This is a genomic window from Nonomuraea sp. KM88 (genome assembly GCF_052245635.1).
Taxonomy (GTDB): Bacteria; Actinomycetota; Actinomycetes; order Streptosporangiales; family Streptosporangiaceae; genus Nonomuraea.
The window spans coordinates 1-13,087 of sequence record NZ_JBQQCC010000006.1; the positions used below are offsets into that span (position 1 = coordinate 1).

The 13,087-nt window shown below is 71.7% G+C and carries 10 protein-coding genes; 2 read left to right on the plus strand and 8 right to left on the minus strand.

Annotated elements, in window-relative coordinates:
• Positions 1-35: 35 nt before the first annotated feature.
• The 5 genes from rhaS to ACTWPV_RS19425 all read right to left on the minus strand — a co-directional run bounded on the left by rhaS (position 36) and on the right by ACTWPV_RS19425 (position 5,723).
• Positions 36-1,106, minus strand: coding sequence for a rhamnose ABC transporter substrate-binding protein (gene rhaS, locus ACTWPV_RS19405; protein WP_443152864.1), 1,071 nt, complete (start codon positions 1,104-1,106; stop codon positions 36-38).
• Positions 1,103-2,089, minus strand: a complete 987-nt coding sequence (locus tag ACTWPV_RS19410; protein ID WP_443152865.1) for an ABC transporter permease — start codon at positions 2,087-2,089, stop codon at positions 1,103-1,105. The genes rhaS and ACTWPV_RS19410 overlap by 4 nt, the downstream gene beginning before the upstream one ends.
• On the minus strand, positions 2,082-3,125 hold the full coding sequence (locus ACTWPV_RS19415; protein ID WP_347643294.1) for an ABC transporter permease: 1,044 nt from the start codon (positions 3,123-3,125) through the stop codon (positions 2,082-2,084). The genes ACTWPV_RS19410 and ACTWPV_RS19415 overlap by 8 nt, the downstream gene beginning before the upstream one ends.
• On the minus strand, positions 3,122-4,618 hold the full coding sequence (locus ACTWPV_RS19420) for a sugar ABC transporter ATP-binding protein (protein WP_443152866.1): 1,497 nt from the start codon (positions 4,616-4,618) through the stop codon (positions 3,122-3,124). Before ACTWPV_RS19420 ends, ACTWPV_RS19415 begins: the two co-directional genes overlap by 4 nt.
• Positions 4,619-4,724: 106 nt before the next feature.
• Positions 4,725-5,723: an AraC family transcriptional regulator gene (locus ACTWPV_RS19425; protein WP_443152867.1), complete on the minus strand. Its 999-nt coding sequence runs from the start codon at positions 5,721-5,723 to the stop codon at positions 4,725-4,727.
• Between the two features lie 103 nt (positions 5,724-5,826).
• On the opposite strand from ACTWPV_RS19425, the gene ACTWPV_RS19430 reads away from it, so the two are divergent.
• On the plus strand, positions 5,827-7,512 hold the full coding sequence (locus ACTWPV_RS19430) for an alcohol dehydrogenase catalytic domain-containing protein (RefSeq protein WP_443152868.1): 1,686 nt from the start codon (positions 5,827-5,829) through the stop codon (positions 7,510-7,512).
• Here the strand turns inward: ACTWPV_RS19430 and ACTWPV_RS19435 are convergent.
• The 3 genes from ACTWPV_RS19435 to ACTWPV_RS19445 are packed head-to-tail and all read right to left on the minus strand — an operon-like array spanning position 7,499 to position 11,364.
• Positions 7,499-9,475, minus strand: a complete 1,977-nt coding sequence (locus tag ACTWPV_RS19435) for an acetoacetate--CoA ligase (protein WP_443152869.1) — start codon at positions 9,473-9,475, stop codon at positions 7,499-7,501. The two genes, ACTWPV_RS19430 and ACTWPV_RS19435, sit on opposite strands and share 14 nt — an antisense overlap.
• 58 nt (positions 9,476-9,533) lie before the next feature.
• Positions 9,534-10,391, minus strand: coding sequence for a serine hydrolase (locus ACTWPV_RS19440; protein ID WP_443152870.1), 858 nt, complete (start codon positions 10,389-10,391; stop codon positions 9,534-9,536).
• 43 nt (positions 10,392-10,434) lie between these two features.
• The gene (locus tag ACTWPV_RS19445) at positions 10,435-11,364 is read right to left on the minus strand and encodes a LysR family transcriptional regulator (protein ID WP_347643288.1); all 930 of its coding nucleotides are present in this window, start codon (positions 11,362-11,364) and stop codon (positions 10,435-10,437) included.
• A 171-nt stretch (positions 11,365-11,535) separates the two neighbouring features.
• On the opposite strand from ACTWPV_RS19445, the gene ACTWPV_RS19450 reads away from it, so the two are divergent.
• Positions 11,536-13,068 (plus strand): penicillin-binding transpeptidase domain-containing protein, encoded by a 1,533-nt coding sequence (locus ACTWPV_RS19450; protein ID WP_443152871.1) that lies wholly within the window; start codon positions 11,536-11,538, stop codon positions 13,066-13,068.
• Positions 13,069-13,087: the final 19 nt, after the last annotated feature.

Below are 13,087 nucleotides of genomic sequence, written 5' to 3' on the forward strand. Positions count from 1 at the left end.
CGCTCCTTCCCCCCCCCCCCCCCCACCACCACGCGTCAGAAGTCGAACTGGTCGATGTTGGAGGCGTCGAAGGTGAACGGCGGACCGAGGATGACCTCACCGTTCTCGCCGATCGTGCGCTCCCCCAGCTTGCCCGCCTTGAACGTCTCGCCCTCGGCCCCGGTGATCTGCCCCGACACCAGCGCCGCCGCCGCGTACGACGCGAGATAGCCCAGGTCCTTCGGGTTCCACAGGGCGAACTTCTCCACGGTCTTGTCCTTGACGAACTGCCGCATCTGGTTGGGCGTGCCCAGGCCGGTCAGCACGACCTTGCCCTTGTACTTCGAACCCGAGATGTAGCGGGCCGCGGCCGAGACGCCGACCGTGGTGGGCGAGATGATGCCCTTCAGGTCGGGATAGGCCTGCAGCAGGCCCTGCGTCTCGGTGAAGGACTTCTGGTCGTCGTCGTCCCCGTAGGCGACCTTGACCAGCTTCATGTCCTTGTACTCCGGCTTGGCCAGCTCCTCCTTCATGAACTCGATCCAGGTGTTCTGGTTGGTCGCGTTTGCCGTGGCCGACAGGATGGCGATCTCGCCCTTGTGGTCGATCATCTCCGCGAGCAGCTGCACCTGGCTGCGGCCGACCTCTTCGGAGCTGGCCTGGTTGATGAACAGGTCGCGGCACTGCGGCGCCGCGTCCGAGTCGTACGACACGATCTTGATGCCCTTGGCGCGGGCCTGCTGGAGCGGGCCGCAGACGGCGTTGGCGTCGTTGGCGGCGATGAGGATCGCGTCGTGGCCCTGCTGGGTCAGCGTGTTGATGTAGGAGATCTGGGACGACGCCGACGCGTCGGACGGGCCGACCTCCTTGGCCTCGCCCTTGAACTCCTTGGCCGCCTCGATCCCGGCCTCGTCGACGATGACTTCGTACGGGTTGTTGATCTGTTTCGGCAGGAACGCCAGCTTGATGCCCTCCTTGAGCGGCGCGCCGGGGTTCGCCGAGGCGGCGGCCGAGGAGGCGGGGGCCTCCTGGGGAGCGGCGGTGACGGACGATCTCGTGGTGCCGCCGCAGGCCGCCACGCCGAGGACGAGCAGCGTGGCGACGGCGGTGAGGCGCATCGGGGTCATGGTGTTCCTTTCAGGGCCGGCCTGATGAGGGAGACGAGGCGCGGGGTGAGCACCGACACGATGAGGAGGAGCCCGGTGACGATCGACTGGATCTCCGTCGACACGTCGCCGAGCATCAGCAGGTTGCGGAGCAACCCGATGAGCAGCACGCCGGCGATGACCCCGCCCAGCGTGCCCTTGCCGCCGTCGAAGTCGACCCCGCCGAGCAGGACGGCCGCGATGACGGCGAGCTCGATGCCCAGGCCGTTGTCGGCGCGGGCGGAGCCGTACCTGAGGGTGAAGACGACCCCGGCGAACGCCGCGACCGTGCCGGAGACGACAAAGAGGAGGAGCTTGATGCGCTTGACGCGGATGCCGGAGAAGAACGCGACCTGCTCCTGCGCCCCGATGGCGTAGAGCGAGCGGCCGAAGCCGGTGGAGTGCAGCACCACTCCGACGATGACGGCGAGCAGGATGAACAGCGCGATCGGGTACGGGATCGGCGTGCCGGGCACGTCGTCCACGGCCAGCGCGACGTAGCCGGGCGGGAACTGGGCGATGGCCTTGTCTCCGAGCACCACGTACGCCAGGCCACGGTAGAGGGCGAGCGTGCCGATCGTGACGGCCAGCGAGGGAAGGCCGAGCCGGGTCACGAGCAACCCGTTGACCAGCCCGCAGGCGGCGCCGACGAGCACCACGAGCGGGATGATCGTCTCGATCGCCATGCCGCCTTCCCACATGGCGCCGACGAGCGCGCTCGACAGGCCGAGCACGGAGGCGACCGACAGATCCACCTCGGCGGCCACCACCAGCATGGTCATGGCCAGCGCGATGAGCGCGATCTCGCCCAGGTCGCTCAGCGCGAACGACAGGTTGCCGGTGGTCGCGAAGCCGGGGGTGGTGAAGGAACCCGCCGCGAACACGGCGACCAGCAGCGACGCCACCATGACGTCCCACCGCAGGACCCTGCCCATGACGGAACGGCCGCCCGCTTGGTCAGCCATGACGGCTCCTGTTCCTGAGCAGGCGGGCCACCCTCATGGCCAGCACCCGGTCGACGCTGATGGCGAGCAGGAGCAGCGCGCCGGTGATGGCCTGCTGCCAGAAGGGGTTGACGCGGAGCACCACCAGGGCGCTGCCGATCGTGGTGAGCAGCAGCGCGCCGAGTGCCGCCCCGTAGACGCTGCCGACCCCGCCGGTGATCGCGACGCCGCCCACCACGACCGCGCTGATCACGATGAGCTCCCAGCCGTTGGCGGAGTCGCCGATGACCGTCCCGAACCTGGCCAGCCAGAGCACGCCCGCCAGCCCGGCCAGGCAGCCGCTGACGAGGTAGGCGGTCAGGACGCGGCGGCGCACCGGCACGCCGGCCAGCCTGGCCGCCTCGGGGCTGGAGCCGATGGCGTAGAACTCCCGGCCGCTCGGGTAGGAGCGCAGGTAGTAGCCGATCAGCAACATGACCACGAGCGTGATGAGCGGCAGGTACGGAACACCCAGCACCGACCCGTTGCCGAGCGACAGCAGCGCGGGCGGCAGGTCGACGGCGTTGATCTGGCGGCCGTGCGCGATGTAGTGGTCGACCCCCTGGATCACGTAGAGCGTGCCGAGCGTCACGACCAGGGCCGGCACCCGGCAGAAGCTGACGAGGAGCCCGTTGAGCAGGCCGCAGGCCGCGCCGACGGCGATCCCGAACACGACGCCGGGCACCAGGCCCCAGCCGCTCGCGAGCACGTCGGCGGTGACGAACGCGACCAGCCCCACCACGGAGCCGACGGACAGGTCGAGGTTGCGGGTGATGACCACGACCGACTGCCCGACGGCCAGCAGGGCGAGGATCGCGGTGTTGAGCAGGATGTCCTCGATGCCCTGCCCGGACAGGAAGTTGGGGTTGACCGCGCCGGTCACGCCGATGAGCAGGGCCAGGGCGATGACCAGGCTCAGCTCGCGGGCCCTGAACACCAGGTCGACCAGGCTCCTGGCGCTGCGCCCTCCGGGGGACTGCTCGGAGGGCGCAGCCACCGTGGTGGTGGGTCCGGTCACGCGGCCCTCCCGGTCGCGGCGCTCATCACGCTCTCCTCGGTCGCCTCAGCCCTGGGGATCTCGGCGGCCAGCCGGCCCTCATGCATGACCAGCACCCGGTCGGCCATGCCGAGCACCTCCGGCAGCTCGGAGGAGATCATGAGGACGGCGATGCCCTGGCCGGCCAGCTCCGACAGCAGCCGGTGCACCTCCGCCTTGGTGCCGACGTCGATGCCGCGCGTCGGCTCGTCCACGATCAGCACGGACGGCTCGGTGGCCAGCCACTTGGCCAGCACCACCTTCTGCTGGTTGCCGCCGGACAGCACGCCCACCCCGTCGGCCAGCCGGGCGAACTTCAGCTGCAGCCGCAGCGCCCAGTCCCTGGCCCGGTCGCGCTCGGCCCGGCGGGAGATCGTCGGGCCGCGGCGCAGCTCGCGCAGGCCGGTCAGCCCGATGTTGCGCTCGATCGACAGGTCCATGACGAGCCCCTGCTGGCGGCGGTCCTCGGGCACCAGGGCCAGCCCTGCGTTCATGGCGGCCGTGGGGCTGCCCGCGGTCAGGGTGACGCCGTCCACCGTGACGGACCCGGCGTCCCAGCGGTCGATGCCGAAGACGGCCCTGGCCACCTCGCTGCGGCCGGCGCCGACCAGCCCCGCCAGGGCGACGATCTCGCCCCTGCGCACCTCGAAGGACACGTCGGTGAACACGCCCTCGCGGGTCAGCCGCTCGACCCTCAGCGCGACCTCGCCGACGGCCGCCTCCTCCTTGGGGAACAGCGTGGCGACCTCGCGGCCCACCATGCGGCGGATGAGGTCGTCGTGCGTGAGGCCCTCGACGGGCTCGCTGGCGATCCATGCGCCGTCCCGCAGGGTCGTGACCCGCTGGCACAGGGTGAAGATCTCGTCCAGCCGGTGGGAGATGAACAGCAGGGCGCAACCCTGCTCGCGCAGCGTCTGCGCGACCGAGAACAGCCGGGTCACCTCGTGGCCGGAGAGCGCGGCCGTCGGCTCGTCCATGACCAGCACGCGGGCGTCCCTGGAGATCGCCTTGGCGATCTCGACGAGCTGCTGGTCGGCGATGGACAGCCCGCGCGAGGGCTGCTCGGGGTCGAGGGCCACGCCGAGCCGCCCGAACAACTCCCTGGTACGCGCGTGCATGGCCCCGCGGTCGATCCGGCCGAGGCCGCGCCGGGGCTGGCGGCCCATGAAGATGTTCTCGGCCACGGACAGGTCGGGGAAGAGGGTCGGCTCCTGGTAGATGACGGCCACGCCCGCCTGCTGGGCGTCGGCCGGTCCGGCGAACTCGACCGGCTCGCCCCCGAGCAGCACCTGGCCGCTGTCGGGGCGGTGCACCCCCGCGAGCGTCTTGACCAGGGTGGACTTGCCGGCGCCGTTCTCCCCCGCCAGCCCGTGCGTCTCGCCGGCGAACAACTCGATGGAGACGTCACGCAGCGCGCGCACGGCGCCGAACGACTTGCTGACGTTCGCCAGGGCCAGCGTGGGGGGAACGGCCATCCATCCTCCCGACAACAAACGTTTTAACGGGTGGCTGTCCGGAATCTAGGCGCTGTGTCCAGCAAGCGTCAATGCCTTGCTCCAAGGTATGACGGCATTGTGATTGCTACGTTTTAATCACGTCCGGGACCTGGCGGAACACGGCCCGCCGCCGGCTTCGACCGGTCGGCGGCGCGAGCAGACCGGCCTCACGGCGATACCGGCCGGGCGACATGCCGTGCTCCCGCTTGAAGGCGTTGGCGAAGGCGTACTCCGAACTGTAGCCGACCTGGGCGGCGATCTCCCCCAGCACCGCGTCCGACTCCCGCATGAGCCGGGCGGCCATGGCCAGGCGCCACCAGGTCAGGTAGGTGAGCGGCGGCTGCCCCACCAGCGCCGTGAACCGCCTGGCGAAGGCCGACCTCGACAGGCCCGCCCGTTCGCCCATCTCCTGGACGGTCCACGGATGTGCCGGATCCCGGTGCACGGCGTCGAGCACGGCGCTGATCCCCGGATCGGCCAGGGCCGCCGCCCAGCCGCCGACCTGGCAGCGCCCCGGCTCCGCGGCGAAACAGGCCCGCAGGATGTAGAGCAGGAGCATGTCCAGGAGCGACGTCACGATCGTGTCGGCGCCCCCGCCCGGCCGCCGGACCTCCGTGCTCAGCAGGCCGATCGCGGCGCTCAGCTCGGCGTCCCGGCCGAGCGCCCCCGGCAGGTGCACCAGGTCGGGCACGTCGGCCAGGATGGGATGGGCGCGGCTCGTGTCGAACCGGTAACCACCGCACAGCAGCACCGTCGCCGCGCCCGTGCCGCCGAACGAGTCCGCGGCGAACAGGCCGAGCTCATCCTCCAGCGGGTCGCACGCCGGCTCGGCCAGCGGGGTGGACGCCGAGTCGGCCATGCCGTAGCCGTGCCCGCGCGGGAAGAAGAGCACGTCACCCGCCGACAGCGCGACCGACTCGCCGTCCGGTGGGATCAGCCGGCCGGTCCCCTCCAGGACGACCTGGAACCCGGCCGAGCCGGGGACCGCCGGGAACCGCTGGCCCCAGGGTGCGTGCCACGCGACGCGGGCCGCCCGGGGGCGCCCTGTGCGCATGAGCGCGATCACGTCACTGAGCACGTCCATAACCCAGGAGTTTAAGACGATGACGTATGAAATACGCGCTAATGGCGCATTGGATGTCTCGATGGGCGCTCCTACGGTTGCTTTGCGACGAAAGGAGCGCTCTATGGGTGCGGTTCTGGTCACCGGGGCGACCGGCACGGTCGGCAGCCAGGTGGCGAAGCAGTTGCGGGCGGCAGGCGCCGAGGTCACGCCCCTGACGAGGACCCCTGCGGGGGGCCGTACGGGTGATCTCAAAGACCCCGGATCGTTGCCTCTCGACGGGGTGGAGTCGGTGTTCCTGGTGTGGCCGTTCGCGACGGCCGAGGGTGCGCGGGCGGTGGTCGACGTGCTCGCCGCGCGTGCCCGCCGCGTGGTCTACCTCTCCTCCGCCGCGGTCCGCGAGCACGAACGCGAGGTCGAGCGGCTGATCGAGGAGTCCGGGCTGGAGTGGACGTTCCTGCGCCCGCACGCCTTCGCGGCCAACGCGCTGCGGTGGGCCAGGCGGCTCAGGGCCGGAGTCGTGCGCGCGCCGTACGGCCGGGCCGCCATGGCTCCGGTGCACGAGCGGGACATCGCGGCGGTCGCCGTACGGACGCTGCTGGAGGACGGCCACCACGGCGCCGCCTACGTGCTGACCGGCCCTGAGCCGATCACCCAGGCCGGCCAGGTGGGCGTGCTCGCCGAGATCGCCGGATTCCCGGCGCGCTGGGAGGAGGTCCCGCCGCACCATGCCCGCGCGGAGCTCCTGGCCGAGGGGTGGCCCCCGCTCGCGGTGGACGAGGTCCTCCAGGCTCAGGCCGCCCTGGTGACCGCCCCGCTCCCGGTCACGCGGACGGTCGAGGAGGTCACGCGGAGCGCCGCCCGCACGTTCCGCGAGTGGGCCGCGGAGCACGCCACGGCCTTCCGCAGCGCCCCCGTACCGGCCGGCACCATGCGCGCCGCCCGGATCCACGAGTTCGGCGGCCCCTCTGTGATCCGGCACGACCGGATCCCGGTGCCGCGGCCCGGCCCGGGAGAGGTGCTGATCGAGGTGGCGGCCACGTCCTTCAACCCGGCCGAGATCGGCCTGCGCTCCGGCCTGCTGACCGAGATCTTCGGGACGAGCCTGCCACGCACCCTCGGCTGGGACGTCTCCGGCACCGTGCTGGAAACCGGCGCGGACGTCACCGGCCTGGCCCCGGGCGACCGCGTGTTCGGCCAGGTGGACGGCGCCGCGGCCGAGTACGTGACCGCGCCCGCGAACATGCTGGCCAGAGCCCCGGAGAGCATCCCGCTCGCCCACGCGGCCACCATCCCGGTGGCCGGGCTCACCGCCTGGCAGGCGGTCCACGAGCACGCCCGCATCACCAGGGGACAGCGCGTGCTGGTCAACGGCGCGGGTGGCGGCGTCGGCATGTTCGCTGTCCAGCTCGCCCGGCTGGCGGGCGCGGTCGTGACGGCCACGGCGAGCCCGCGCAGCGCGGCGGCGGTCAAGGGATACGGCGCCGACGAAGTGATCGACTACACCGCCACGCCGCTGCCCGACGGCATGGACGTGCTGCTGAACCTGGCCGCCGTCCCTCCGCGGGACGCCGCCGCGCTGGCCGGGCTCGGCCGAACGGTGGTCACGATCGCCACCCCGATCGAGGGCGGCACACACTTCGTGACCCGCAACGACCCCGGCCAGCTCGTTCAGCTGGCGGCCCTGGTGGACCGGGGAGATCTGGTCGCCGGCCCGTCCGAGTGCCACCCGCTGGCGGCGCTGGCGGAGATCCACCGCAGGGCGGAGTCGGGGCGGACCCGCGGGAAGATCGTCATCACGCCGGTCTGAAGTGCCGCAGGACCTCCGGGTTGGCCATGGCGTCGGGATTGGCCGCCTGCTCGACGGGCGCGCCCAGCAGGATCTTGCGTACGGGCACCTCGAGCTTCTTGCCCGACAGCGTGCGCGGGATGCCCGGCACGGCGTGGATCTCGTTGGGCACGTGGCGGGGCGACAACTCCTTGCGGAGGGCGTCGCAGAGGGCCCGCTGGAGCGGCTCGGTGAGCTCGGCCCCTTCGGCGAGCGTGACGTACAGCAGCAGCCGCCCCTCCTGGCCGAGCTGCCCGGTGTCGATCACGAGGCTGTCGGCGACCTCCTCGAACCGCTCGACGACCCGGTAGAACTCGCTGGTGCCCATGCGGACGCCGCCGCGGTTGAGCGTCGAGTCGGAGCGGCCGTAGATCACGCAGCTGCCGTCCTCGTTGATCTTGATCCAGTCGCCGTGCCGCCACACGCCGGGGTAGACGTCGAAGTAGCTGCCGAAATAGCGCTCACCCGACGGGTCGTTCCAGAACTTCACCGGCATCGACGGCATCGGCCGGGTCACCACCAGCTCGCCCACCTCGCCGACGACCGGCTTGCCCGCGGGGTCGTACGACTCCACCTTCGCCCCCAGCGACCGGCACGGGATGATGCCGGCCCTGACCGGGTGGAGCACGGTGGCCCCGACGAAGCCCGTGCACACGTCGGTGCCGCCGGAGAACGACCCGAGCGGGATGCCGGGCAGCTCGGCGGCCAGCCACGCGAACCCCTCGGGCGGCAGCGGCGACCCGGTCGAGCCGACGCCGCGCAGCTTCTCCAGCCCTTCCGGATGGAGGCCCGCCTTCTGCGAGGCCATGATGTAGGGCGCCCCGACCCCGAAGTAGGTCACGTGCTCGGAGTCGGCGATCCGCCACAGCGCCGCCGCCGACGGATAGGTGGCCGAGCCGTCGTACAGCACCGGCGTGGCCCCCACCAGCAGGGCTCCGATGAGGTAGTTCCACATCATCCAGCCCGTGGTGGTGTACCAGAAGAACACCTCGCCCTCACCCATGTCCTGGTGGAAGGTGAGCGACTTGAGGTGCTCCAGCACGACGCCGCCGTGCCCGTGCACGATCGGCTTGGGCAGCCCGGTCGTGCCGCTGGAGTAGAGGATCCACAGCGGGTGGTCGAAGGGCACCCGCTCGAACTCCAGCGGGCCCTGCTCGGCGCGCAGCCCCTCCCAGCCGATCACCTCGCCGTGCGGCGGCTCCGCGGCGTGCGGGGAGGCCGGCTCGGCCTGCTGCGGCGCGTGGCCCTCCCCGGCCGCCGCCAGGTAGGGGATCCACACGGTCGCGCGCAGCGACGGCAGCGCGGCGGCGATCTCGTTGACGGCCGCGGAACGGTCGTAGCTCTTGCCGTTGTAGTGGTAGCCGTCGACCGCGATGAGGACCTTGGGCTCGATCTGGGTGAACCGGTCGACCACGCTCGGCACGCCGAAGTCGGGCGAGCCCGCCGACCAGATCGCGCCCAGCGAGGCGGTGGCCAGGAAGGCGATGAGGGCCTGCGGGATGTTGGGCACGTAGGCGGCCACCCGGTCGCCGCGCCCGACGCCGAGGCGGCGCAGCCCGGCCCGCACGCGGGCGACCTCTTCGCGCAGCTCGGCGTGGCTCATCTCCTGGCGGGCGCCGTCCTCCGAGACGAACACCAGGGCTGCGCCCTCAGTGCCGTCAGTGCTGCGCGGGCGCAGGGCGTTCTCGGCGTAGTTGAGGGTGCTGCCGTCGAACCACGTGACGCCGGGCATCGCGCCGGACAACACCGGCCCGTCGCCACGCTCGCCGATCACGTCGAAGTAGTCCCAGATCGACGTCCAGAACTGCTCGGGGTTGTCGACGGACCACCGCCACGCGTCCTCGTAGTCGGTGGGCCGCCCCAGCCACTCCAGGTAGCGGGTCAGCCTGGCCGATGCGACGACCTCTTCGCTCGGCTCCCAGACAAGCTCGCCCTCAGCAACCATGTGTCCCATCCTGTCGCTTGATCAACGGAAAGTCATACCCGGACTTCCCCACAAGTTGCTACTTCCTCAGGTGGTCCACCGCCATACGCGCGGCCGTGCCGATCACCGCGTCGGCGCGCGGCTGGTTCAGCGCGGTGCTGAAGGAGCGGGTGAACACGGCCACCGCGTAGCGCCGGCCGTCGGGATATTCGACGACGCCCGATTCGGTGCGCAATGTCGGGGCCGTGCCGGTCTTGCCGCTGACGGCCACGTCGTCGTACGGGAAGCCGGAGGCCAGCCGGTGCGGCCAGACCTGCTTGTTGAGCGCCGCGCGCATCCAGGCGCACGACTCGGCCGAGGCCGCCTCGTCCCGCCAGATCAGCCCGAACAGCTCCGCCATCTCGCGCGGGGTGCTCCGGTTGGTCCGCTGGGGGTCGAGCGCGCTCAGGCGGGCGATGTCGTCGGGGTCGACGAACGGCCACGGGTGGCCTGCGTCGTCACGCATGCTGTCGTTGAACTCCTGGCAGCTCTGCAGGACACGCGTGCCGTGCAGGCCCAGCGCCGCCAGCATCGTGTTGACCGCCTCGCGCCCGACCTCGGCCAGCAGCACGTCGGCGGAGCCGTTGTCGCTCACCGCGATCATCAGGTACGCCATGTCGCGCAGGGAGAGCGTCACCTCGTCCAGCATCGCCGAGATGCCCGTCGGCCCCGACGACCGGCCGGTCGCCGGCACGGTCATCCGGCCGGCGGGGTCGAGCAGCCCGGCGTCGGCCTGCCGGCAGAACTCCACCAGCAGCGGCACCTTGAACATCGACGCCGTGGGCAGCGGCACGTCGGCCCCGTGACCGATCTCCCGGCCCGAGTCGACGTCGACGGCGTGCAGCCAGCCGTTCACGCCGGCCGCCCTGAACAGGGCGTCGAAGTCGGGCGTGCTCACGTGCCCTCCTTCACCGGCCGCGTCAGCGGGTCGCGTCCGCGCCTCATGCCAGCATCCCCGGCCTGCGGCTGATCCGCCGTGCGGGTACGGCGCCCTCGTCCGTCATCCCCGCTCTCTCCTTCAATGTCCGTACGGCCACGGCGGAGAAGTCGCCGATCAGGTCGTTGCCGGACGCCGTCGCCATGCGCCAGGCCGTGGAGACCCGGGACATGATCGGCGAGCCTAGCAGCGGCCGCCAGGCCAGCCCCGAGAGCTCCGCCTTCGGCCCGAACGCCACCGCCGCCCCGGCCAGGACCAGCCCGAGCCCGGCGCCCTGGTGCACCTGCGCGGGGACGAAGCCGTGGCGCCGGCATTCCGACAGCACCTCGGCGTGCAGCCCCGGCTCGCCCTCCTTGGGTGGCATCACCAGCTCGCGTCCTGCCAGGTCGGCCAGGTGCACCTCGCCGACGGCGGTCAGCGGGTCGCCCTCTGCGAGCAGCACGCCCTGCGCCTGCACGAGGATCCGGCCGTACTCCAGGCCGGGCGCGGAGACCGGATGGCGGACCAGGCCGACGTCGATCGTGCCCTCCGCCAGCGCCGTCACCTGGTCGGCGGTCCAGATCTCGGCGGGCGCGAGGCGTACTTCCGGCTTGATCTCGCGGAAACCGGCGACGAGCGCGGCGATCGCGGCGGCGGCCAGGTCGGGCGGGACGCCGACCTTCAGCACCGTGCCCTGGCCCTGCCTGGCCAGCTCGTGCAGCCGGTCCACCCTGGTCACGATCTCGCGGGCCTCGCCCAGCAGCAGCCGACCCGCCTCGGTGAGCCTGACCTGGCGGGCCGAGCGGTCGAACAGCCGCACGCCGAGCTCCTCCTCCAGGCGCTTGATGCGCTGGCTGAGCGGCGGCTGCGCCATGCCGAGCCGGATCGCGGCGTTGCCGAAGTGGAGTTCCTCCGCGACCACGGTGAAGTAGCGAAGGTGCCGGACGAGGTCCATGAACAGCAACTATATCAAGATATATATCCATTGAGCGGTCATATCAGTATTGGACACCAACACTCCCGCTCTGGTGTCCTCTCCGTCATGGCACCACAAACGGGGACAAACTATGCCTACCTCCGGCCTGAACAACCGCCGCGGCGCCGGAGCCGGCGATGGCCGTGGATCGTGGCGGGACTGCTCGTCCCGGTCGTCGCGGCCGGCGGCGTCATCTGGGCGCTGCGTACGGAGGGCTCGCCGGAACAGACGGCCGACGAATATCTCGCGGCCTGGTCAGGCCAGGACTACGCGGCCATGCGGGAGCTGGTCGTCGACCCGCCCGCCGACTTCGAGCGCCGGCACCGGCGCTTTCTCACCGACCTCAAGGCGACAAGGGCCGGCTTCCACCGTCCCGAGCCGACAGGCGTCTTCGCCCGCTCGGCCGCCGACGGCGACGGCGACGTCGGCTTCGTCGCCCAGGTGACCGGGAAACACGACTGGCGCTACAGCGGGGCGCTCAAGCTCGTCGAGAGCGGCCGTACCTGGAAAGTGGCCTGGACCCCCGCCGCCCTGCACCCCCTGCTGAAGCAGGACCGCTCGCTGCGGATGGTCACGGAGCAGGGCGACGGGCCTCCGGTCGTGGCCGCGGACGGCACCACCATCAGCACCCCGGACGCGCCCGGCTCCGTGCAGCAGCTCGTCGAAGGGATCAAGCAGACCTTTCCCGACCGCTTCCAGGCAGCGGAACGCACCAGAATCGACCTGTACGAAGGGGACAAGGTCCTCCAGACAGTCGTGAAACCCGCCGGGAAGCGGGCGCTGAGGACCACGATCGACCTGAAGGTGCACCGGGCGGGGGCCCGGGCGCTCGAAGGCGTGTCCAAGCCCCGCTCGCTGGTGGCGCTGCGGGCCTCGACCGGAGAGATCCTCGCGGCGATCAACGCGCCCGGCGGGTTCAACCGGGCCCTGCTCGGCAAATATCCCCCGGGCTCGACCTTCAAGGTCGTGACGGCCTCCGCCCTGGTCGCCGACGGGACCGAGCCGAGCGAGAAGGTCGCCTGCCCCGCCGAGCGGAGCATCGGCGGCTTCCCGTTCCACAACGCGGGCTACGAGGACTTCGGCACGCTGCCGTTCCGTGACGCGTTCGCGCATTCGTGCAACACCACGTTCGGCGAGCTCGCCGTGGCCGAACTGAACGGCGGCCGGCTGGGCGAGGTCGCCGGGAGCTTCGGCTTCGGCCTCCCGATCACGCCCGGCGTGCCCGCCGTACGGGCGGAGTTCCCCGACCCGAAGGACGACACCGACCTCGCCTCCGCCGCCATCGGGCAGGGCAGGGTGCTGGCGAGCCCGCTGAACATGGCGTCCGTCGCCGCGGCCATCGCCTCCGGCGCGTACATCCCGCCCAGGCTCGTCAAGGACGAGCACATCCCCGACGCGCAGCCGTCCCGGCCGCGCCCGCTGGAGCGAGAGGTGGTGGCGGCGCTGCGCAAGCTCATGCCCGCAGTCGTCACCGACGGCACCGCCCACGCCGTACGGTTCCCGGCCGGCACGGCGGGCAAGACCGGCACCGCGGAGTACGGCTCCGGCAAGGAACCGCCCGCGCACTCCTGGTTCATCGGCTACCAGGGTGACCTGGCGTTCGCGGTGGTCGTCGAGGGCGGCGGCGCGGGCAGCGCGGTGGCGGCTCCGATCGCGGCCCGCTTCCTCGACGCCCTGCCCTGACCCCCGAGCTACGGCCGGC

What these genes read in the sequence shown, in the direction of transcription:
- rhaS (WP_443152864.1), bottom strand. Translation starts at nt 1,106, where the DNA reads ATGACCCCGATGCGCCTCACCGCCGTCGCCACGCTGCTCGTCCTCGGC.
- ACTWPV_RS19410 (WP_443152865.1), bottom strand. Translation starts at nt 2,089, where the DNA reads ATGGCTGACCAAGCGGGCGGCCGTTCCGTCATGGGCAGGGTCCTGCGG.
- ACTWPV_RS19420 (WP_443152866.1), bottom strand. Translation starts at nt 4,618, where the DNA reads ATGGCCGTTCCCCCCACGCTGGCCCTGGCGAACGTCAGCAAGTCGTTC.
- ACTWPV_RS19425 (WP_443152867.1), bottom strand. Translation starts at nt 5,723, where the DNA reads ATGGACGTGCTCAGTGACGTGATCGCGCTCATGCGCACAGGGCGCCCC.
- ACTWPV_RS19430 (WP_443152868.1), top strand. Translation starts at nt 5,827, where the DNA reads ATGGGTGCGGTTCTGGTCACCGGGGCGACCGGCACGGTCGGCAGCCAG.
- ACTWPV_RS19435 (WP_443152869.1), bottom strand. Translation starts at nt 9,475, where the DNA reads ATGGTTGCTGAGGGCGAGCTTGTCTGGGAGCCGAGCGAAGAGGTCGTC.
- ACTWPV_RS19445 (WP_347643288.1), bottom strand. Translation starts at nt 11,364, where the DNA reads ATGGACCTCGTCCGGCACCTTCGCTACTTCACCGTGGTCGCGGAGGAA.